The following is a 19,390-nucleotide window of genomic DNA, read 5'->3' as shown; positions in this document are numbered from 1 at the left end:
ATCACTGGAACATGAACAGGGTCTGGTTGGCGAACTGCGCCTCGAACTGGTTGGCCGGCATCGGCCGCCCGAACAGGTAGCCCTGCACCTCGTCACAGCCATGCTCGCGCAGGAACTCCAGCTGCTCATGGGTCTCAACGCCCTCGGCGATCACCGCCAGGTTGAGGCTGTGGGCCATGGCGATGATCGCCCGGGCGATCTGCGCGTCCTGCTCGCCCTCGGGCAGGCCGTCGACGAAGGTGCGGTCGATCTTCAGCACGTCGATCGGGAACTGCTTGAGGTAGTTGAGCGACGAGTAACCGGTGCCGAAGTCGTCGACCGCGATGCTCAGGCCGAGGTTCTTCAGGCTGGCAAGAATCTGCAGCGCCTCGTTGACCTCGCGCATCAGGATGCTTTCGGTCAGCTCCAGCTCCAGGCACGCCGGTGGCAGGCCGGTTTCCTCGAGGATGGTGGCGATCCGCGTGCCCAGCTGGCCGTCGGAGAACTGCCGCGCCGAGATGTTCACCGACACCTTCGGCACGCGCACCTTGTTCTTGTGCCAGACCTTGAGCTGGCGGCTGGCCTCGCGCAGCACCCAGTCGCCGACATCCACCACCAGGCCCAGCTCTTCGATGACCGGGATGAAGTCACCCGGCGGCACCAGGCCACGGGTCGGGTGGCGCCAGCGCAGCAGCGCCTCGGCACCGGTCAGGCGCTTGCCGTCACCGCTGAACTGCGGCTGGTAGTAGAGGATGAATTCGTTCTGTTCCAGCGCATGGCGCAGGTCGCTTTCCAGTTCCAGGCGCTCCAGGGCGCTGGCGTTCATTTCGGTCTGGTAGAACTGGAAGTTGTTCTTGCCGCGCTCCTTGGCGTGGTACATGGCGGTGTCGGCGTTCTTCATCAGCTGGCTCAGCTCGTTGCCGTCCTGCGGGCTGAGGGCGATGCCGATACTGGCCGTGACGAAGAACTCGCGGCCTTCCAGCACGAACGGCCGCACCAGGCTGCCAAGAATGTTCTCGGCCACGTGGATGGCGCGGTTCAGGGCCATCTCGCGGGTGGCGCGCGGCTGCAGCAGCAGGGTGAATTCGTCGCCGCCCATGCGCGCCACGGTGTCGTCGTCGTCGACGCAGGCCAGCAGGCGCAGGGCCATGTCCTTGAGCATGCGGTCGCCTGCGGCGTGGCCGAGGGAGTCGTTGATCGGCTTGAAGCGGTCGAGGTCGAGGAACATCAGCACCACCCACGACTTCTGCCGCTCGGCCTGCTGCAGCGCGGTGTGCAGGCGGTCCTGGAACAGCGTGCGGTTGGGCAGGTGGGTCAGGGCGTCGTAGTAGGCCAGGCGGTGGATGCGTTGTTCGCTGGCCTTGCGCTCGCTGATGTCGGTGAAGAAGCACACATAGCTGGCCAGGTCGCCTTCGTCGTCGAGCACCGCGGTAATGCCGACCCAGGCCGGGTAATGATCGCCGTCGCGGCGCTTGAGCCACACTTCGCCTTCCCAGCTGCCGCGCTGGTGCAGTTGTTTTAGCACGTAGCGCAGGTGGCTTTGCTGCTGGTCCTCGACCACCAGCATGGCTGGCAGCTGGTCGAGCACGTCGCTGACCGCGTAGCCACTGACCCGGCTGAACGCTTCGTTGGCCTGCACGATGTAGCCGGCCGGGTCGGTGATGAGGATCGCCGAGGTGGAGTGTTCGAACACCGTCGCGGCCATGCGCAGGTCTTTTTCCGCACGGCGTTGCTGGCTGATGTCGCGGCCCACGCCGAGCACACCCTCGAAGCGTTGCTGGTCGTCCCACACCAGTACCAGGCGCAGTTCGATGGGGATCTTGCGGCCATCGGCGCGCAGGCAATCGAACAGGAACAGTTGCGTCGGCAGCTGGCTGCGCAGTTGCGCCAGTTGCTCGCTGTCGCCCATGGCCTTGCTGACCCGCTCCATCAGGCTGTAGATGCCGGTGAGCTGGGACGGGTTGGCGATGATCGACTGCCAGCCGTTGTCGAAGATCCAGTCGGCCTGGTAGCCCAGCACCGCTTGCACCGAGGGGCTTAGGTAGTTGAGTTGCAGGCGGCTGTCGGTGGAGAAGATCACGTCGCTGATGCTCTCGGCGAGCATGCGGTAGCGCTGCTCGCTGTCGCGCAGCGACTGGCTTGCCTCGATCTGTACGGTGACATCCTTGCCCACGCCGATGATGCGTGTGACCAGGCCATCCTCGTCACGGGTCAGCACCTGTTCGCGGATATCGTAGCAGCGCCAGCCGCCGTCGCGGTGGCGGAAGCGCAGTTGCGTATGCAGCGACTGGCTGTGAGCACTGTCTCGCTGTTGCTGGCGCAAGGCCTGGTAGTGCGCGGCGTCTTCGGGGTGCAGCAGCAGTTCCCAGAAGCGGTCGCCCATCTGCGCCAGCTCGGTGCGGTCATAGCCGAGGGTCTGGCCGAGGTGGCGGTTGCTGAAGATCATCCGCTGGCTGAGCACGTCCTGCACGTACAGCTGGTCGGGCACGGTGCGCACCACGTCGGACCAGAAGCTCTCGCGCTCCAGCAGCGACAGCTCCACCTGCTTGCGGCTGGTGATGTCGCTGATGCTCAGGATCACGGCCTGGTAGTCGCGGCGCTGTTGCGGCAGGCGTGCCATCAGCCACAGGTGCAACTCGCCGCCCAGCGGCGCGGGCAGGCGCACCTCCAGTTCCAGCGACGGGCGCTGTTCGATCAGCGCGTCGATCAGCTGCATGCCGACGCTGTCGCGGCCATCGCCGCTGCCATCGATCAGCCGTTGCCAGGCGCCTTCGTGGCACTCGACGTTGAGCAGCTGGCGCGCTACCTGGTTGATCTCGGTGATCTTCAGCTCCAGCAGCAGTGAGCGGCGCAGGCTGGGGTCCAGCGCCAGGCTCTGCTTGAGCCCGGCCAGGTTGCGCAGGTGGTAGCGGTCGAGCTGGCCGGGCAGGCTCGACAGGTCGAGCACGCACAAGGCCACGCCCGTGCCCTCGAAGATTTCCTGGTAGCGCCGGCGGTCTTCCTGCAGGGCGCGCTGGCGGCGGCGCATGTTGATCAGCGCCAGCACCGGCAGCAGGGCGCAGAACAGCGCCAGCAGGCATTTGCCGATCAGCGCCGGCAGCAGCTTCTGCCGGGCCAGGCCGGCGTCGAACAGGCCACGCAATTGCCAGGCGCTGTTGTCGATGAAGGCGAGCATCACGCTTTGCAGCGGTTCACCGCTGGTCTGTACCGGGGCGTGGCGCTCCAGTACCTCCCCGCTGCGGCTGTTTTCCAGCAGCCAGAGCGGGTGGCCGGGGCCGTCCAGGTGCACGGTGAGCGCCTGGTAATACTCAGGTGACAGGCGCAGCAGCCAGTAGCCGCGATCCTGTTCGGCCGTCTGGCGCAGCAGCAGGTAGACGGTGCGGTTGTCCGCCGCGTTGGCGAAGAAGTAGTTGCGGCCCTGGTTCAGCCCGACCAGTTCGTCAATCAGCTGGCGGTCGGGGCTGCCGGCCAGGCTGTCGCTGCGCAGCTGCCCGGCAGGGCCCAGCCAGGCCAGGTCGCGCAGGGCGGGCAGGCGCTCGCGCAGGGTCGCCAGCAGGCTCGGCAGGGCGGCAGGCGTCGGTGCATTGACGTAGGGCTGCACCACGTTGACGGCCTGCTGGGCCTTGAGCGCCATGTTCAGGCTCAGGTGGTCGGCCAGTTCGGCGCTGGCGTCCAGGTTCAGCTGACGCTGGTCGGCCTGGGTGTGGCGGAACTGCGAAAACAGCTGCCACAGCAGCAAACCCAGCAGGATCAGGGCCAGCAGGGCCAGCGCACCTTTGACCGAACCACGCAGCGAAGCGACTGGGGCCGGCGAAGCGGGGCGCAGCAGAGTCGGATGATTGAGATTGGTCAAGCGTTGGTCCTGCGATTGGGCTGGCGATGGCAGGGAGGAAATATGCACGGTGTGTGCCGGTATCTGCACAGGCCTGGACCGCGGCCGCGCACTATAAAGCCGTGCATCCGAACGGGCTAGCATGCCTGTGATTATGGCAATGTGCCAGCCCGATTGTCCGGCGCCAGTGGTCGTGGTGATGCCGGCCCGTTCGGCAAGACCTTGCATCCTGTGCGAGAATGCCGCCCGCTTCAATGACAACGCATCGGAGATGTTCGGTTTTGGTTACTCACTTTTCCACCAATGGCCTCGATTCCGCCTGTGGGCGCAGCAGTCAGACCCTTGTCAGCACTGCCGTGACCGCGGACGTATCCTGCAAATCGTGCCAGCGTTCGCTGGTCAAACCAGACGCGGCCGCAGCGTCGAAAAACAAGACGCCATCGCTGGCTGAACTGCGCAAGACCGCCAAGGCGGCAGCGCCTGTGGTAGACGCAGCGCCGGCCACCGTTGCCGCCAAGTCTGCTGGCAAGGTCGTGAGCACGCCTGCCGCAGCCAAGCCTGCCCAGCCTGCCAAGGTTGACGAGCAACCGGCCCGCAGTGGTGGTTTCAGCGTCAAGGCCGCTTATGCTGCGCGCCTGGCCGAGCAGAGCGACCGTTGCCGGTTGCCGCGGGGCAAGGCTGGCAAACAGCGCCACGTCTGAGCCATCTCGGCCGCTTTACCGGCCCTTTCGCAGGCAAGCCCGCTCCCACAGGAATCTCCACAGCCTTGAATGTGGTGTTATCCCTGTGGGAGCGGGCTTGCCCGCGAAGAGGCCGTCACAGGCAACAAAAGCCTCCCAGGATCACAACGATCCCACCCCGCCATCCGACCACCCTGTGCAACGCCGCGCGTTGGCGTAGAATGGTCGACTTTGTTCAATACACCCCGTAAACACATCCCCCTGGCCATACCGCCGGGGCGATCGTCGATGTCTTTACCTATCTGATTAGAGGGCTTGGTTTTGGCTCAATACGTCTACACCATGCATCGGCTGAGCAAGGTCGTGCCGCCGAAGCGGGAAATTCTCAAGAATATTTCCCTGTCGTTCTTCCCTGGCGCCAAGATCGGCGTGCTCGGCCTGAACGGCGCCGGTAAATCGACCCTGCTGCGGATCATGGCGGGCGTCGACAAGGAATTCGACGGCGAAGCCCGTCCGATGCCCGACATCAACGTGGGTTACCTGCCGCAGGAACCACAACTGGACCCTAACAAGTCCGTGCGTGAAGTGGTCGAGGAAGCGGTCAGCGTGATCAAGGACGCCCAGGCTCGCCTGGACGAGGTCTACGCCGCCTACGCCGAGCCGGATGCCGACTTCGACAAGCTGGCCGCCGAACAGGCCAAGCTCGAAGCCATTCTGCAGGCCGCCGACGGCCACAACCTGGAGCGTCAGCTGGACGTAGCCGCCGACGCCCTGCGCCTGCCGGCCTGGGATGCCCGCATCGAACACCTGTCCGGTGGTGAGAAGCGCCGTGTGGCCCTGTGCCGCCTGCTGCTGTCGGCCCCCGACATGCTGCTGCTCGACGAACCGACCAACCACCTGGATGCCGACTCGGTTGCCTGGCTGGAGCGCTTCCTGCACGACTTCCCGGGCACCGTGGTAGCGATCACCCACGACCGTTACTTCCTCGACAATGTCGCTGGCTGGATCCTCGAACTGGACCGCGGCGCTGGCATCCCGTACGAAGGCAACTACTCGGGCTGGCTGGAAGCCAAGTCGGAGCGCCTGGCGCAGGAATCCAAGCAGCAGAGCGCCCATGAGAAGGCCATGAAAGAGGAACTGGAGTGGGTGCGCAAAGGCGCCAAGGCCCGCCAGTCCAAGTCCAAGGCCCGTCTGCAGCGTTTCGAAGAAATGCAGTCGCAGGAATTCCAGAAGCGCAGCGAAACCAACGAGATCTACATCCCGGCCGGTCCGCGCCTGGGCGACAAGGTCATCGAGTTCAAGAACGTCACCAAGGGCTATGGCGACCGCGTGCTGATCGACAACCTGTCGTTCGCCATGCCGAAGGGTGCCATCGTCGGCGTGATCGGTGGTAACGGTGCCGGTAAGTCGACCCTGTTCCGCATGCTGATGGGCAAGGAACAACCGGACTCGGGCAGCATCGAGATCGGCGAAACCGTGCAGCTGGCCTGCGTGGACCAGAGCCGTGAAGACCTCGACGGTTCCAAGACCGTGTTCCAGCAGATCTCCGACGGTTCCGACCAGATCCGCATCGGTAACTACGAGATCCCGTCGCGTACCTACGTCGGCCGCTTCAACTTCAAGGGCGGCGACCAGCAGAAGTTCGTCAAGGACCTGTCCGGTGGTGAGCGTGGCCGCCTGCACCTGGCCCTGACCCTGAAGGAGGGCGGTAACGTCCTGCTGCTCGACGAACCGTCCAACGACCTCGACGTCGAAACCCTGCGTTCCCTGGAAGAAGCCCTGCTGGACTTCCCGGGCGCCGCCATCGTGATTTCCCACGACCGTTGGTTCCTGGACCGTGTGGCCACTCACATCCTGGCGTACGAAGACGACTCGAACGTGGTGTTCTTCGAGGGCAACTACACCGAGTACGAAGCCGACCGCAAGAAGCGCCTGGGCGACGCTGCTGCCCAGCCGCACCGTGTACGGCACAAGAAGCTGGCCCAGTAAGCCGGTCTTCTGATGCACAAGAATGGGGCCCTCAGTGGCCCCATTTTTGTGCCTGGCTGGAAAGTGAGGTTGGCTTCATTCGCGGGCGAGCCCGCTCCCACAAGTACAGCGCTGCCTTTGAAGTTACTAGGATCCTGTGGGGGCGGGCATGCCCGCGAAGCAGGCCGCGCCGAGGGTGATTTTGTATACATTTATATAAAACGCACCAAATAATTTCATAAAAACGACATTTCGCCCTATTCCGGTGCGATTGCTTCTTGGTACATTTCGGAAAAAACCAATAAGTCCAATCCTCTTGGTGAGATGTCTACCATGATCGAATCTGTCGACAATTTCCTCGCACGCCTGCAGCAACGCGACCCGGGCCAACCGGAATTCCACCAGGCTGTGGAAGAAGTGCTGCGTACCCTGTGGCCGTTCCTCGAAGCCAACCCTCATTACCTGCAGTCCGGCATCCTCGAGCGCATGGTCGAGCCTGAGCGCGCCGTGCTGTTCCGCGTGTCGTGGGTCGATGACCAGGGCAAGGTCCAGGTCAACCGTGGCTACCGCATCCAGATGAGCAGCGCCATCGGCCCCTACAAGGGCGGCCTGCGCTTCCACCCGTCGGTGAACCTGAGCGTGCTCAAGTTCCTGGCCTTCGAGCAGGTGTTCAAGAACTCCCTCACCTCGCTGCCCATGGGCGGTGGCAAAGGTGGCTCGGACTTCGACCCGAAAGGCAAGAGCGATGCCGAAGTCATGCGCTTCTGCCAGGCCTTCATGAGCGAGCTGTACCGCCACATCGGTGCTGACTGCGACGTGCCGGCCGGTGACATCGGCGTCGGCGCCCGCGAAATCGGCTTCATGTTCGGCCAGTACAAGCGCCTGGCCAACCAGTTCACCTCGGTGCTGACCGGCAAGGGCATGACTTATGGCGGCAGCCTGATCCGCCCGGAAGCCACCGGTTACGGCTGCGTGTACTTCGCCGAAGAAATGCTCAAGCGCCAGGACCTGCGCATCGACGGCCGTCGCGTGGCCATTTCCGGTTCCGGCAACGTTGCCCAGTACGCGGCGCGCAAAGTCATGGACCTGGGTGGCAAGGTGATTTCGCTGTCCGACTCCGAAGGCACCCTGTACGCCGAAGCCGGCCTGACCGATGCCCAATGGGACGCGCTGATGGCGCTGAAGAACGTCAAGCGTGGCCGCATCAGCGAGCTGGCCGGCCAGTTCGGCCTGGAATTCCGCAAGGGCCAGACGCCGTGGAGCTTGCCGTGCGACATCGCCCTGCCGTGCGCCACGCAGAACGAGCTGGACATCGAAGACGCCCGCACCCTGCTGCGCAATGGCTGCATCTGCGTGGCCGAAGGCGCCAACATGCCGACCACCCTGGCGGCGGTCGACCTGTTCATCGAGGCTGGCATCCTGTACGCCCCGGGCAAGGCGTCCAACGCCGGTGGCGTGGCGGTGTCGGGGCTGGAGATGTCGCAGAACGCCATGCGCTTGCTGTGGACTGCAGGTGAAGTGGACAGCAAGCTGCACAACATCATGCAGTCGATTCACCATGCCTGCGTGCATTACGGTGAAGAGGCGGATGGCAAGGTCAACTACGTCAAGGGCGCTAACATTGCCGGCTTCGTGAAAGTCGCCGATGCCATGCTGGCTCAGGGCGTGGTCTGATCCGACACTGTAGGGGGCCGTTTTGCGGCCCCCTACACCCCACCGCCGATCTCGACCACCTCGATCGTCTGATCCCCTGCCGGCCGCCGCCACAGCACTTCATCCCCAGGCCCGGCCCCGAGCAATGCCCGCCCCAGCGGCGAGCCCCAGTTGATCATCCCACGCCCGGCGTCCGCCTCATCCTCGCCCACCAGCTGCACCACATGCTCCTGGTCCTGCTCATCGACGAACCGTACCCGGCTACCGATCTGCACCTTGCTACGCGATGTCGCCGCCGGTACCACCTGCGCACTCTGCACCCGCGCGCTGAAATAACGCAGGTCCCGCTCGGTATCGGCCAGGCGCTGCTTGTCGCCGCGCTCGCCCTGGGCCTGCAACTCGCTGCGCAAGGCATTCAGTTCGCTCACGCGCTGTTGCAGCTGGCGCAGGCCGCTGGCGGTGACGTAGTTGGGCTGGTCGCTGACGCGCCGCTCCACCGGCTGATCGGCTTGGGCGGCGGCCTGGTCTTCGTTGACGAATGCTCGGCTCATGCAAGGGCCTCCTTGTGCTGGAGACCAGCATGACAGGCCAGCAGTTTCAATGGATGCCCGTTTGCGACCTAATTGCGGCGGTAGGCACGTGCGGCACCCTGGTCTTTCTCCTGCTGCCATTCGCGATCACGCTCGTCCCAGAAGCGCTCATGGTACTGGCGCTGCTCCTCGCTGTTCTGCATCGCGTGGCACTGGCGGAAGCCATCATCCCAGCCGGTCTCGTACTGGCGATCGTGCAGGTAACGCGGCACGTCTTTCTGGAAATTGCCAACCATCAGCCCGGCCGCCTGGCGGCCGCTGCTGCAACCGGCCTGGTAGCCGTCGGCGTAGGCGGGGGGATAACCGTGGTTGACCATCTGATCGTGGGTGGTTTCGCAACCCGCCAGCAACAACGCAATGCACAAGCCGAACCCGTACCGCGACATGACCACCTGGACCTTTGGGGAGATACCGGAAAGTCTAGGTGGCGATTTGTCGGGGAGCTGTCAAAACAGTGTCAAAGAGTCGGTTGGTTCACAATCAATAGTGATACCACTTCAGCTCCAGCATCACCTCGTTCTGCGCCGTCGCCAGGTGGCTGAACTCACGCGAAGCACTCAACCTCACCCCGAGGTTCTGGCTGATCTCCCACTGCTGGTTCAGGCTCACGCTGCGCCGCACCTCGCCATTGGTGAAGTAATCGCCCTTGGCCTCCAGGGTCATGTTGCCCAGGCCGTTGCGCCACAGCAGCCCGCCATTGAACCCCGTCGCCGGGGCGATGAACTGGGCGAAGTCGTTGTGGTGCTCGACCCGCACCGTGCCCAGGGCGAAGCCCAGCAAGCCATCTGCCAGTTGCCAGGTACCACCGGCACCGCCATTCACATGGCTCACCAGCACCTCGTCGTCATGCTTGCCCGGCACCCGCTCCAGGCCACCTGCCACCTGCCAGGACCAAGGCTTGAGCAGCTCGTTGCGCGGCGTCAGCGAACGGATGGTGGCCAGGTCCAGGCGTTGCACCTGCCAGTCGTTGCCTTCGTACTGGCGCACCTTGAGCTGCAGGATCTCGATCTGTGCCCCCAGCGGGAAGCCATAGGCATTGTCGTTGAGGTCGTGGTAGGCCATGCGCAGGCCGTACTCGGCGTAGGCGCGGTCCTCGCGGGTGCCGACCCCCAGCTGCCAGGTCCGCGAGTCGTGGCCGTCCTCGGGCAGGCCGGGGCGCTCGATCTGCAAGGGTGGCGGCGGGTTGCCGTTGATCGCCCGCAGCAGCTCGAAGCTGCGCCTGGCCTGCGCGGGGTCACGTTCCTGGCCATTGGCCCGGTAGCGCTCCAGGCGGTAGGCGGCATCCTGCACCAGCGCCTGGCGCTCGCGGGGCAGGGCTTTGAATTCGGGGCTTTGCAATTGCGCGGTATCGGCACTGACGGCCAGCACCTGGCGCTTCTCGTCATGGTCCAGCGGCTCGGCGCGGGCCAGCAGTTCGCGTTCGCGTGAGGGGCGGTAGGTTTCGCTGGCGACCAGGCCCGACTGCTTCACCGCCTTCACCGTGTCGGTGGGAATGGCGGTAAGCGGGAACTGCGAGGTCAGGTCCAGGCTCGGCCGGGCCACCTGCAGCAACTCCAGCAGGCGGTAGGAGCAGTTTTCGTCGAAGAAGAAGTAATCGAACTGGATCTGCTTCAGTTCCCAGACGTGCTCGACCATGCGCCCGGTTTCTTCCGGCGTCAGGTCCAGCTGGTACTCCCACAGGTCGCGGTTCTCAAGGCTGCGGTATTCGGAGAGCTTTTCCTGGTAGGGCATCAGCGCGAACAGGCCCGGATAGCCGCCCATCAGGCCCTTCCAGGCATACAGGATGCTGTTGTCGCTGCCTTCGATATAGGCGCCGAAGTTGATCGCGTAGCTCAGCAGCGTGGTGTCGTCGCTGCGGGTGTTGGACTGGTCGATGCGCAGCAGGGTATGGCCGAACATCGACGATGGGCTGTTCAGGTAGGCGGCCGGGAAGATCAGCGCCGCGCTGTGCGGGTCGATCGACTGGTACCAGGTCTTGAATTCCTGGCAGTCCGGTTGCGGCAGGCCTTGCAGGTCGAGCTGTTCACGCAGCCAGCGGGTGCGTGCGGGGAAGACGCACTGGGCGTGCTTGTCACCCAGGCTGGCCGGGGCGTACAGCGCTTCGACCGTGGCCTTGAGTTCCTGGTCCGGGTGGTGCGCGCCGTCCTCGGCAAGGAAAAAGGCGTCATCGTCCACATAGCTGCGCCAGCCACCGAGCTTGGCGGTTTCATAGTGGCCCAGGGCAATCCAGTAAGGGGTGTTGGCCAGTTGCTGGATACGGCCTTGGTCCAGCACGGGCATGGCATGAGCGGGGGCGCAGGCACACAGCGCCAGGGCAGCGAAGCGTTTAAGCATATCGGGCAACTACTTCTAGACGATGCCGAAAAAAGGCGAAACCCGCCCCGGAGGCCGGGGCGGGAGCAGCTGCACTCAGGCCTCGGTGGCGTATTTGGCCAGGCGTGGGTCGCTCTTCAGAACGGCCAGGGTGTTGCTGTGGACAGTTTCGGCAGTCACGTCGGCGCTGCTGAAGATCTGGTTGAAGTGCTGGTGGGTGACCGAGGCAAAGTAGCCGCGATCTTCCGGAGCGACGCCCAGGACCACGGCGTAGGTGGTCAGGGCTTCGCCCTGGCCCATGGCCATGTCTTCGGACAGCTCGTTCATCATGCCATTCATGGCGAACCAGGATTTGCCGCCATAGGTCAGCGAAGCCTTGGTGGAGCAGCCGTTGGTACCGGAGGTCATGCCGAAGGTGGCGTTGCCGGAGGTGCCGTTGGTGGTGGAGGCCAGGAAGTGAGCCGGGGTGCCGCGCTGGCCTTCGAACAGCAGGTTGCCCCAGCCGCAGTTCGGGCCACCTGGCGCTTCGGCCATGGCGTTGATGGAGACCACGGTGAACAGAGTACCCAGAAGAATCCGTTTCATAGCTTTGTTCTCTATTTGTCTTAACCAAGGGTCAGGGTTGTCTGGCAACGCGGTTGCCAGGTCGGGAAAGCATTTCACCCACCCGCGCAGCTTGGAGTTTAGGCATGATCTAAAGGTTGCGTTGTTGATTGCGAAAAATTTGCTTGTCCATGACAGCATCGCCGCTGCGACATAAAGTCCCGTGGAGCCTTGCAAGGCGCGCGCGGGCAGCGCCAGAATGCTGCGTATCTGCCCCGCCGAAGTAAGGAAACCCAATGCCCGATCCTGTCGCTGCGCGCCTGCGTCTCGCGCCTGAAGCCCTGACCCGGCGTTTCTCCCCCGAGCAGTTTGCCTTTACCAATACCGACGATCTGGAGCCGTTTCGCGGAGTCCTGGGCCAGGAACGTGCTGTCGAGGCCCTGCAGTTCGGCGTGGCCATGCCGCGCCCCGGTTACAACGTGTATGTGATGGGCGAGCCTGGCACCGGCCGCTTCTCGTTCGTCAAGCGCTACCTCAAGGCCGAGGGCAAGCGCCAGCAGACCCCGGCTGACTGGCTCTACGTCAACCATTTCGACGACACCCGCGAGCCACGTGCACTGGAGCTGCCTTCTGGCAGCGCGGCCGAGTTCATCAGCGACATGGGTGGGTTGATCGACAACCTGCTGGCAACCTTCCCGGCGGTGTTCGAGCACCCGTCGTACCAGCAGAAGAAGGGCGCCATCGACCGCGCCTTCAACCAGCGTTACGACCGTGCGCTGGATGTGATCGAGCGCGCCTCGCTGGAAAAGGACGTGGCCCTGTACCGCGATGCCAGCAACGTCGCCTTCACCCCGATGGCCGATGGCAAGGCGCTGGATGAAGCCGAATTCGCCCAGTTGCCCGAAGAGGTCCGCGAGCAGTTCCACGAGGACATCGCCCTGCTCGAGGAGCGCCTGAACGAGGAATTGGCCAGCCTGCCGCAATGGAAGCGCGAATCGAACAACCAGTTGCGCCAGCTCAACGAAGAAACCATCACCCTGGCCCTGCAGCCGCTGCTGGCGCCACTGTCGGAAAAGTACGCCGAGAACGCGGCCGTCTGTGCCTACCTGCAGTCCGTGCAGCTGAACCTGCTGCGTACCGTGGTCGAGCAGTTGGTCGACGACAGCAAGACCGACGCTGCTGCCCGCAAGCTGCTCGAAGAGCAGTACGCGCCGAGCCTGGTGGTCGGCCACCATGCCGATGGTGGCGCGCCGGTGGTGTTCGAGCCGCACCCGACCTACGACAACCTGTTCGGTCGCATCGAATACAGCACCGACCAGGGGGCGCTGTACACCTCTTACCGGCAGTTGCGCCCGGGCGCGTTGCACCGTGCCAATGGCGGTTTCCTGATTCTCGAAGCCGAGAAGATGCTGGGCGAGCCGTTCGTCTGGGATGCCCTCAAGCGCGCCCTGCAGTCGCGCAAGCTGAAGATGGAATCGCCACTGGGCGAGCTGGGCCGTGTCGCCACGGTCAGCCTGACGCCACAGATGATCCCGCTGAACATCAAGCTGGTGATCATCGGTTCGCGCCAGCTGTACTACGCGCTGCAGGACCACGACCCGGACTTCCAGGAGATGTTCCGCGTGCTGGTCGACTTCGACGAAGACATGCCGATGGTCGACGAGAACCTCGAGCAGTTCGCCCAGCTGCTGCGCACCCGCACCAACGAGGAAGGCATGGCACCGCTGACCAGTGATGCGGTGGCGCGCCTGGCCACCTACAGCGCACGCCTGGCGGAAAACCAGTCGCGCCTGTCGGCCCGCATCGGCGACCTGTTCCAGCTGGTCAGCGAGGCAGATTTCATCCGCCAGCTGGCCAGTGACGAGATGACCGACGCCGGGCACATCGAACGTGCGCTCAAGGCCAAGGCCACCCGCACCGGGCGTGTCTCGCAGCGGGTGCTCGACGACATGCTCGCCGGCATCATCCTGATCGACAGCGAAGGCGCGGCCATCGGCAAGTGCAACGGCCTGACCGTGCTGGAGGTCGGCGACTCGGCGTTCGGCATGCCGGCGCGGATTTCCGCCACCGTCTACCCCGGCGGCAGCGGCATTGTCGACATCGAGCGTGAGGTCAACCTCGGCCAGCCGATCCACTCCAAGGGGGTGATGATCCTCACCGGGTACCTGGGCAGCCGCTATGCCCAGGAATTCCCCCTGGCGATTTCCGCGAGCATTGCCCTGGAGCAGTCCTACGGCTATGTCGATGGCGACAGCGCCTCGCTGGGCGAAGCCTGCACGCTGATCTCGGCCTTGTCGCGCACGCCGCTCAAGCAGTGCTTCGCCATCACCGGCTCGATCAACCAGTTCGGTGAAGTGCAGGCGGTGGGTGGGGTCAACGAGAAGATCGAAGGCTTCTTCCGCCTCTGCGAGGCACGTGGCCTGACCGGCGAGCAGGGGGTGATCATCCCGCGCGCCAACGTCGCCACGCTGATGCTCGACGAGCGCGTGCTGCAGGCGGTGGAGAACGGCATGTTCCACGTCTATGCCGTGAGCCAGGCGGACGAGGCGCTGAGCCTGCTGGTGGGCCAGGATGCTGGCGAGCTCAACGACGAAGGCGTGTTCACCGAAGGCAGCGTCAATGCCCGCGTGGTCGAGCGTCTGCGCGAGATCGCCGAGATGATCAGCGAGGAAGAGATCGAGAAGGCGGAAAAGGACCGCCTGGAAGAGGTGATTGCCCAGGCCAAACCGGCCTGAGTCAATAAATCGGCGCTGGCGGCCATGTGCTACCGTTCAGCGCCGGTTTTCCATCTTTCTGTGCTGTTCTTCTATGCTGGAACTTAAGGACGGTATCAGGGTTCAGGATGGAAACAGCCTGGCTTTCAGGCTGAACAGGGCTCATTCGAGGGGGACGCGGCCATGCGCAACCTCAGCCTTACTCGCCAGTGCCTGGGCCTGGTGACCCGCATTGAATGCAGCATTCGCCCACTGGCCGGCGACAACGGCATGTGGACCTTGCTGTTCGCCGCCGGCATGGCCGGTGAGCAACCCTCGGCGATCAAGGCCCAAGGGCCGTTCCATGGGCCGATGGTGGCCGAATCGGTGCTCAATGCCATTGTCGACAGCCTGACCCTGCACGGGTACCAGGTGGCCGAAGATCCTCAGATCTGGTGCCTGCACCTGCAGGCTCAGTTGCGGCGGATCAACGGCGAACGCTGCCGGAACCTGGGGGATTATCAGTTCCACCCTGAAACCTGAGCACACACCCTGGTGGGTGCGGCATCGGGCCGCAGGCTTTTGCTGTCACAGGTGGCTGGCTATACTCGCGCTCGCTTTTCCAGTCACCTGACGAGTTCAAGAACCCTCCATGGAACGTATTCTCGAAAACGCGATGTATGCCTCGCGCTGGCTGCTCGCTCCCATTTATTTCGGCCTGTCCCTCGGCCTGCTGGCCCTGGCGCTGAAGTTCTTCCAGGAAGTTGTCCACGTCCTGCCCAACGTTTTCGCCCTCAGCGAAGCCGACCTGATCCTGGTCATCCTGTCGCTGATCGACATGTCGCTGGTGGGCGGCCTGCTGGTGATGGTGATGATTTCCGGCTACGAGAACTTCGTGTCGCAACTGGACATCGACGAGAGCAAGGAGAAGCTCAACTGGCTGGGCAAGATGGACTCTTCGTCGCTGAAGATGAAGGTTGCCGCGTCGATCGTGGCGATTTCCTCCATCCACCTGCTGCGGGTGTTCATGGATGCGCAGAACATCTCCACCGACTACCTGATGTGGTACGTGATCATCCACATGACCTTCGTGGTCTCGGCCTTCTGCATGGGCTACCTGGACAAGCTGACCAAGCACTGAGGCCTGGCTGGCCCCTGTGGGAGCGGGCAAGCCCGCGAATACCGGCGAAGCCGGTGCAATCCACCGCGTCGCCTGTTTCGCGGGCTCGCCCGCTCGCACAATGATCGAGGCATAACTGACGAGCGGCGTCAGTTATGCCTTGTGTATTCTCCTTTCCCGTACAAAAAATGAGCACTCATGCGTGGTTCCCAAAGCGAGGTGCTCTCATGAACCTGCATCAGCTCAATACAGAGGCCAGGGCTGGCCATGTCGACGAACTGAACCTGATCGCCATCGAAGGCGGCGACTACCTGATCGAGGCCCGGGTCAAAGGCCATCCCCACCCCCTGTCCGATACCCGTGGTGAGCGCTTGCGCGTGCACTCGGTGGAGGATGCTCGCAAGTTGCTGCAGACCATTCCGATGGTGTCGATGAACCTCGTGCACTGGTCCGTGCAGGACGAAATGTGTGGCATGGGCACGCACCCGGAAGAAGACCTGAAGGTGCCGATTTCCCAGCGCTCGGCCTGGTAGCTGCTCGCGGCGCCCCAGTGTGCTAGGCTGCTCGCCCTTTTCATCAAGGGCGCGGCTGCACTGCGCCCTGCAGTGGAGCACGACAATGTCCGAACTCAACCTGTCCACCGACGAAACTCGCGTCAGCTACGGCATCGGCCGCCAGCTGGGCGGCCAGCTGCGCGACAACCCGCCACCAGGCGTGAGCCTGGAAGCCATCCTGGCCGGCCTGACCGACGCCTTCAACGGCGCTGACAGCCGCGTCAGCGAAGCCGACCTGTCGGCCAGCTTCAAGGTCATCCGTGACGTGATGCAAGCCGAAGCTGCAGCCAAGGCTGAAGCCGCCGCTGCCGCTGGCAAGGAATTCCTGGCCGAGAACGCCAAGCGTGACGGCATCACCACCCTGGCTTCGGGCCTGCAGTTCGAAGTGCTGACCGCAGGTGTTGGCGCCAAGCCGACCCGCGAAAGCAACGTGCGCACCCATTACCACGGCACCCTGATCGACGGTACCGTGTTCGACAGCTCCTACGACCGTGGCCAGCCGGCTGAATTCCCGGTTGGTGGCGTGATCGCTGGCTGGACCGAAGCCCTGCAGCTGATGAACGCCGGCAGCAAATGGCGCCTGTACGTGCCGAGCGAGCTGGCCTACGGCGCCCAAGGCGTTGGCAGCATCCCGCCGCACAGCGTACTGGTGTTCGACGTCGAGCTGCTCGACGTTCTGTAATGCCGCTGGGGCCGCTTTGCGGCCCATTCGCGGGCAAGCCCGCTCCCACAGGTATCGCACTAGGCTTGAATCCTGTGCGAACCTGTGAGAGCGGGCTTGCCCGCGAATGGCCGGCGCTGCCGGCCTCAATTCCAGTCTGTTCCCCCAGGGCGCAACGCCCGTGCATAGCAGAACAGAAACAGGTTGCGCACCAGCTCCTTGAGCACGATCGGCTCACTCGAATTCAGCCCGCTGAGATCCAGGTCGCCCTGGTCGCGCAGTTCGTCCAGCGCTTCTTCTTCGAGCACCGCGCACACCTCACCGGTTTCCCGATGAAGGATGCGCAGGTAAGGGTGGGGGCGGTCCAGCCAGGCGTCGATCAGATAAGTCATGGCTATTCTCCTTGGATAGCGGTTCCAATGAGAATAATTCTTATTATCAGAATAGCAAGCGCCAATTGGCGGATTTTGTAATCAGACCTTACGCACGAATTCCGACTTCAGCTTCATGGCGCCGATGCCGTCGATCTTGCAGTCGATATCGTGGTCGCCGTCGCACAGGCGGATGTTCTTGACCTTGGTGCCGACCTTGACCACCAGGGACGAGCCCTTGACCTTGAGGTCCTTGATCACGGTAACGGTGTCGCCGTCCTGCAGGACGTTGCCGACCGAATCCTTCTTCACCACGTCATCGCTGGCCGCTTCGGCTTCGCCGCTGGCCGACCACTCGTGGGCGCACTCGGGGCAGATCAGCTGAGTGCCATCCTCGTAGGTGTATTCGGAGTTGCATTTGGGGCAGGGTGGCAGAGTGCTCACTTCGGTTCCTTAAGCAGACAGGCGGTTAAAGGCCCATATTGTAAAAGGTCTTGCGGGGGAAGTGTTTTTGTCCGGACAAATGCAAAGCGGGCCAGCACGCTCCTGTGGGAGCGGGCTGGCCCGCGAAGAAGGCGACTCGGTCTGTCAGTGAGTACGCGCGACCGCAAACTCGCTCAGCTCGACCAGTGCATCCCGGTATTCGCTGGCTGGCAGCACTTCCAGGCAGGCGATGGCACGCTTGACGTAGTCACGCGCCAGCTCGGCGGTGTACTTCAAGGCACCCGAAGCCTCGACGGCCTCGCGAATCTGCTCCAGGTCCTCCAGGCCACCCTTCTGGATCGCCTTGCGCACCAGTGCCGCCTGTTCCGGCGTACCTTCGCGCATGGTGTAGATCAGCGGCAGGGTCGGTTTGCCTTCGGCCAGGTCGTCGCCGACGTTCTTGCCCAGGGCTTCGGCATCGCCTTCGTAGTCGAGCAGGTCGTCGACCAGCTGGAAGGCCACGCCCAGGTGGTCACCGAAGGTGCGCAGGGCTTCGCGCTGGTCTTCGCTGGCTTCGGCCAGCGCTGCGGCGCTGTGGGTCGACGCCTCGAACAGCATCGCGGTCTTGCCGCGGATGACGTCCATGTAGACCTCTTCGGTGGTGCTCGCATCGCGTACTCGCGACAGCTGCAGCACTTCACCCTCGGCGATCACTCGGGTGGCCTTGGAAAGGATCTGCATGACCGGCATCGAGCCCAGTTCGACCATCATCTCGAACGAGCGCGAATAGAGGAAGTCTCCCACCAGCACGCTCGGCGCGTTGCCCCACAGGGCATTGGCGGTGGAGCGGCCACGGCGCATGCCGGACATGTCGACCACGTCGTCGTGCAGCAGGGTGGCGGTGTGCAGGAACTCGATGGTCGCGGCCAGCAGGCGCAGGTCGGCGCCTTCGCGGCCCAGGGCCTTGCCGCACAGCAGCACCAGTAGCGGGCGCAGGCGCTTGCCACCGGCGGAAGTGATATAGTCGCCGATCTTCGATACCAGCGGCACGCGCGAGGTCAGCTGCTTCTTGATGATCTCGTCGACGGCGCTGAAATCTTCAGCTACCGCGCGGTAGAAGGTTTGGGGTTGCATCGGCTGCTCCAGTGAGGTTGCGCGGCATGCTAGGTCGCGGGTCCCGGTGTGTCAAGGCGCGGTGCCCGCAGGCCGGGGGCGGGACTTGCAAGCAAAACCCGGGTTGCGTACAATCGCGCACCCTAACTTCCTGGGCAGCACCTGCCTTACGCAATTGCACAGGGCCGTTCCAGCCCCGTGCAGCCATGCCAGCCAATACTCATCATATAAAGCGCTGGGTGAGCAGGATTATCGGAGAAATACCATGTCTTACGCAGTAATCGTTACCGGCGGCAAGCAGTACAAAGTCGCTGAAGGTGAATTCCTCAAGATCGAAAAACTGGAAGTCGCCACTGGCGAATCCGTGACCTTCGATCGCGTTCTGCTGGTTGCCAACGGTGAAGAAGTCACCATCGGCGCACCAGTCGTCGCCGGCGCTAAAGTGGTTGCCGAAGTCGTTTCGCAAGGCCGTCACGACAAGGTTCGCATCATCAAGTTCCGTCGTCGTAAGCACCACATGAAGCGTATGGGCCACCGCCAGTGGTTCACCGAGATCAAAATCACCGGTATCCAGGCTTAATCGCCCGGTTCCCCTGAATTTATTTGGAGATTGAACCATGGCTCACAAGAAGGCTGGTGGTAGTACTCGTAACGGTCGCGACTCAGAATCGAAACGCCTTGGCGTGAAGATGTATGGCGGCCAGGTTATCAAGCCAGGCAACATCATCGTCCGTCAGCGCGGCACCGAATTCCACGCTGGCTACGGCGTTGGCATGGGCAAGGATCACACCTTGTTCGCCAAGATCGAAGGCGTGATCAAGTTCGAGAAGAAAGGCGAGTTCATGCGCCGTTACGTGAGCATCGTCGCCGCTTAATCGCGACGTCGCTCCAGAAGCC

18 protein-coding genes are annotated in these 19,390 nt (G+C 63.5%); 10 read left to right on the top strand and 8 right to left on the bottom strand.

From position 1 onward, the window contains the following. Window position 1: 1 nt before the first annotated feature. Window positions 2–3,832 carry an EAL domain-containing protein gene (locus CAF78_RS16235; protein WP_085674006.1) on the bottom strand — a complete coding sequence of 1,277 codons (3,831 nt, stop codon included), beginning with the start codon at window positions 3,830–3,832 and terminating at the stop codon, window positions 2–4. Window positions 3,833–4,092: 260 nt separating this feature from the next. On the opposite strand from CAF78_RS16235, the gene CAF78_RS16230 reads away from it, so the two are divergent. The 3 genes from CAF78_RS16230 (at window position 4,093) to gdhA (ending at window position 8,133) form a co-directional block, all read left to right on the top strand. Then, entirely contained in the window at window positions 4,093–4,512 is a 420-nt protein-coding gene (locus CAF78_RS16230; protein WP_085674004.1) for a hypothetical protein, read from the top strand. A gap of 300 nt (window positions 4,513–4,812) precedes the next feature. Then, a complete protein-coding gene (gene ettA / locus CAF78_RS16225; RefSeq protein WP_085674002.1) occupies window positions 4,813–6,480 on the top strand; it encodes an energy-dependent translational throttle protein EttA in 1,668 nt (555 codons plus the stop codon). 312 nt (window positions 6,481–6,792) lie between these two features. After that, the gene (gene gdhA, locus CAF78_RS16220) at window positions 6,793–8,133 is read left to right on the top strand and encodes an NADP-specific glutamate dehydrogenase (protein ID WP_085674000.1); all 1,341 of its coding nucleotides are present in this window, start codon (window positions 6,793–6,795) and stop codon (window positions 8,131–8,133) included. 32 nt (window positions 8,134–8,165) lie between these two features. On the opposite strand, the gene CAF78_RS16215 is transcribed toward gdhA, so the two are convergent. The 4 genes from CAF78_RS16215 to CAF78_RS16200 form a co-directional block, all read right to left on the bottom strand. After that, window positions 8,166–8,663 carry a GreA/GreB family elongation factor gene (locus CAF78_RS16215; RefSeq protein ID WP_085673998.1) on the bottom strand — a complete coding sequence of 166 codons (498 nt, stop codon included), beginning with the start codon at window positions 8,661–8,663 and terminating at the stop codon, window positions 8,166–8,168. A 68-nt stretch (window positions 8,664–8,731) separates the two neighbouring features. Next, window positions 8,732–9,088, bottom strand: a complete 357-nt coding sequence (locus CAF78_RS16210; RefSeq protein ID WP_085673995.1) for a hypothetical protein — start codon at window positions 9,086–9,088, stop codon at window positions 8,732–8,734. A gap of 94 nt (window positions 9,089–9,182) precedes the next feature. Further along, window positions 9,183–11,036 (bottom strand): DUF4105 domain-containing protein, encoded by a 1,854-nt coding sequence (locus CAF78_RS16205; protein ID WP_085673993.1) that lies wholly within the window; start codon window positions 11,034–11,036, stop codon window positions 9,183–9,185. A 75-nt stretch (window positions 11,037–11,111) separates the two neighbouring features. Further along, on the bottom strand, window positions 11,112–11,600 hold the full coding sequence (locus CAF78_RS16200) for a DUF3015 domain-containing protein (protein ID WP_085673991.1): 489 nt from the start codon (window positions 11,598–11,600) through the stop codon (window positions 11,112–11,114). Window positions 11,601–11,854: 254 nt separating this feature from the next. Here CAF78_RS16200 and CAF78_RS16195 point away from each other — a divergent pair, with 254 nt between their 5' ends. The 5 genes from CAF78_RS16195 to CAF78_RS16175 all read left to right on the top strand — a co-directional run bounded on the left by CAF78_RS16195 (window position 11,855) and on the right by CAF78_RS16175 (window position 16,607). After that, window positions 11,855–14,293 carry a Lon protease family protein gene (locus CAF78_RS16195; RefSeq protein ID WP_085673989.1) on the top strand — a complete coding sequence of 813 codons (2,439 nt, stop codon included), beginning with the start codon at window positions 11,855–11,857 and terminating at the stop codon, window positions 14,291–14,293. Between the two features lie 162 nt (window positions 14,294–14,455). Then, window positions 14,456–14,794, top strand: coding sequence for a hypothetical protein (locus CAF78_RS16190; RefSeq protein WP_085673987.1), 339 nt, complete (start codon window positions 14,456–14,458; stop codon window positions 14,792–14,794). Window positions 14,795–14,903: 109 nt separating this feature from the next. After that, window positions 14,904–15,392: a TIGR00645 family protein gene (locus CAF78_RS16185; RefSeq protein WP_003247486.1), complete on the top strand. Its 489-nt coding sequence runs from the start codon at window positions 14,904–14,906 to the stop codon at window positions 15,390–15,392. 206 nt (window positions 15,393–15,598) lie between these two features. Beyond that, window positions 15,599–15,904, top strand: coding sequence for a DUF6482 family protein (locus tag CAF78_RS16180; protein ID WP_085673985.1), 306 nt, complete (start codon window positions 15,599–15,601; stop codon window positions 15,902–15,904). A gap of 85 nt (window positions 15,905–15,989) precedes the next feature. After that, complete coding sequence (locus CAF78_RS16175; RefSeq protein ID WP_085673983.1) at window positions 15,990–16,607, top strand: FKBP-type peptidyl-prolyl cis-trans isomerase; 618 nt, start codon at window positions 15,990–15,992, stop codon at window positions 16,605–16,607. A 125-nt stretch (window positions 16,608–16,732) separates the two neighbouring features. On the opposite strand, the gene CAF78_RS16170 is transcribed toward CAF78_RS16175, so the two are convergent. The 3 genes from CAF78_RS16170 to CAF78_RS16160 all read right to left on the bottom strand — a co-directional run bounded on the left by CAF78_RS16170 (window position 16,733) and on the right by CAF78_RS16160 (window position 18,514). Next, complete coding sequence (locus tag CAF78_RS16170) at window positions 16,733–16,978, bottom strand: hypothetical protein (RefSeq protein ID WP_085673981.1); 246 nt, start codon at window positions 16,976–16,978, stop codon at window positions 16,733–16,735. An 81-nt stretch (window positions 16,979–17,059) separates the two neighbouring features. Then, window positions 17,060–17,401, bottom strand: a complete 342-nt coding sequence (locus CAF78_RS16165; protein WP_023382397.1) for a zinc ribbon domain-containing protein YjdM — start codon at window positions 17,399–17,401, stop codon at window positions 17,060–17,062. A 144-nt stretch (window positions 17,402–17,545) separates the two neighbouring features. Beyond that, a complete protein-coding gene (locus tag CAF78_RS16160; protein ID WP_085673980.1) occupies window positions 17,546–18,514 on the bottom strand; it encodes a polyprenyl synthetase family protein in 969 nt (322 codons plus the stop codon). A 244-nt stretch (window positions 18,515–18,758) separates the two neighbouring features. Here CAF78_RS16160 and rplU point away from each other — a divergent pair, with 244 nt between their 5' ends. After that, window positions 18,759–19,073, top strand: coding sequence for a 50S ribosomal protein L21 (gene rplU, locus CAF78_RS16155; protein ID WP_003247466.1), 315 nt, complete (start codon window positions 18,759–18,761; stop codon window positions 19,071–19,073). A gap of 37 nt (window positions 19,074–19,110) precedes the next feature. Continuing rightward, the gene (rpmA, locus tag CAF78_RS16150) at window positions 19,111–19,368 is read left to right on the top strand and encodes a 50S ribosomal protein L27 (protein ID WP_003247464.1); all 258 of its coding nucleotides are present in this window, start codon (window positions 19,111–19,113) and stop codon (window positions 19,366–19,368) included. Window positions 19,369–19,390: the final 22 nt, after the last annotated feature.

Source organism: Pseudomonas sp. R28(2017) (assembly GCF_002112505.1).
In the GTDB taxonomy this organism is placed as follows: Bacteria; Pseudomonadota; Gammaproteobacteria; order Pseudomonadales; family Pseudomonadaceae; genus Aquipseudomonas.
Note: the sequence above shows the minus strand (reverse complement) of the source record. Positions and strands in the feature narration are given on the sequence as shown.

Bases quoted from the DNA above. Each gene is read 5' to 3' on its own strand.
- gdhA (WP_085674000.1), top strand. From the start codon at position 6,793: ATGATCGAATCTGTCGACAATTTCCTCGCACGCCTGCAGCAACGCGAC.
- CAF78_RS16215 (WP_085673998.1), bottom strand. From the start codon at position 8,663: ATGAGCCGAGCATTCGTCAACGAAGACCAGGCCGCCGCCCAAGCCGAT.
- CAF78_RS16210 (WP_085673995.1), bottom strand. From the start codon at position 9,088: ATGTCGCGGTACGGGTTCGGCTTGTGCATTGCGTTGTTGCTGGCGGGT.
- CAF78_RS16205 (WP_085673993.1), bottom strand. From the start codon at position 11,036: ATGCTTAAACGCTTCGCTGCCCTGGCGCTGTGTGCCTGCGCCCCCGCT.
- CAF78_RS16200 (WP_085673991.1), bottom strand. From the start codon at position 11,600: ATGAAACGGATTCTTCTGGGTACTCTGTTCACCGTGGTCTCCATCAAC.
- CAF78_RS16195 (WP_085673989.1), top strand. From the start codon at position 11,855: ATGCCCGATCCTGTCGCTGCGCGCCTGCGTCTCGCGCCTGAAGCCCTG.
- CAF78_RS16190 (WP_085673987.1), top strand. From the start codon at position 14,456: ATGCGCAACCTCAGCCTTACTCGCCAGTGCCTGGGCCTGGTGACCCGC.
- CAF78_RS16185 (WP_003247486.1), top strand. From the start codon at position 14,904: ATGGAACGTATTCTCGAAAACGCGATGTATGCCTCGCGCTGGCTGCTC.
- CAF78_RS16180 (WP_085673985.1), top strand. From the start codon at position 15,599: ATGAACCTGCATCAGCTCAATACAGAGGCCAGGGCTGGCCATGTCGAC.
- CAF78_RS16175 (WP_085673983.1), top strand. From the start codon at position 15,990: ATGTCCGAACTCAACCTGTCCACCGACGAAACTCGCGTCAGCTACGGC.
- CAF78_RS16170 (WP_085673981.1), bottom strand. From the start codon at position 16,978: ATGACTTATCTGATCGACGCCTGGCTGGACCGCCCCCACCCTTACCTG.
- CAF78_RS16160 (WP_085673980.1), bottom strand. From the start codon at position 18,514: ATGCAACCCCAAACCTTCTACCGCGCGGTAGCTGAAGATTTCAGCGCC.
- rplU (WP_003247466.1), top strand. From the start codon at position 18,759: ATGTCTTACGCAGTAATCGTTACCGGCGGCAAGCAGTACAAAGTCGCT.
- rpmA (WP_003247464.1), top strand. From the start codon at position 19,111: ATGGCTCACAAGAAGGCTGGTGGTAGTACTCGTAACGGTCGCGACTCA.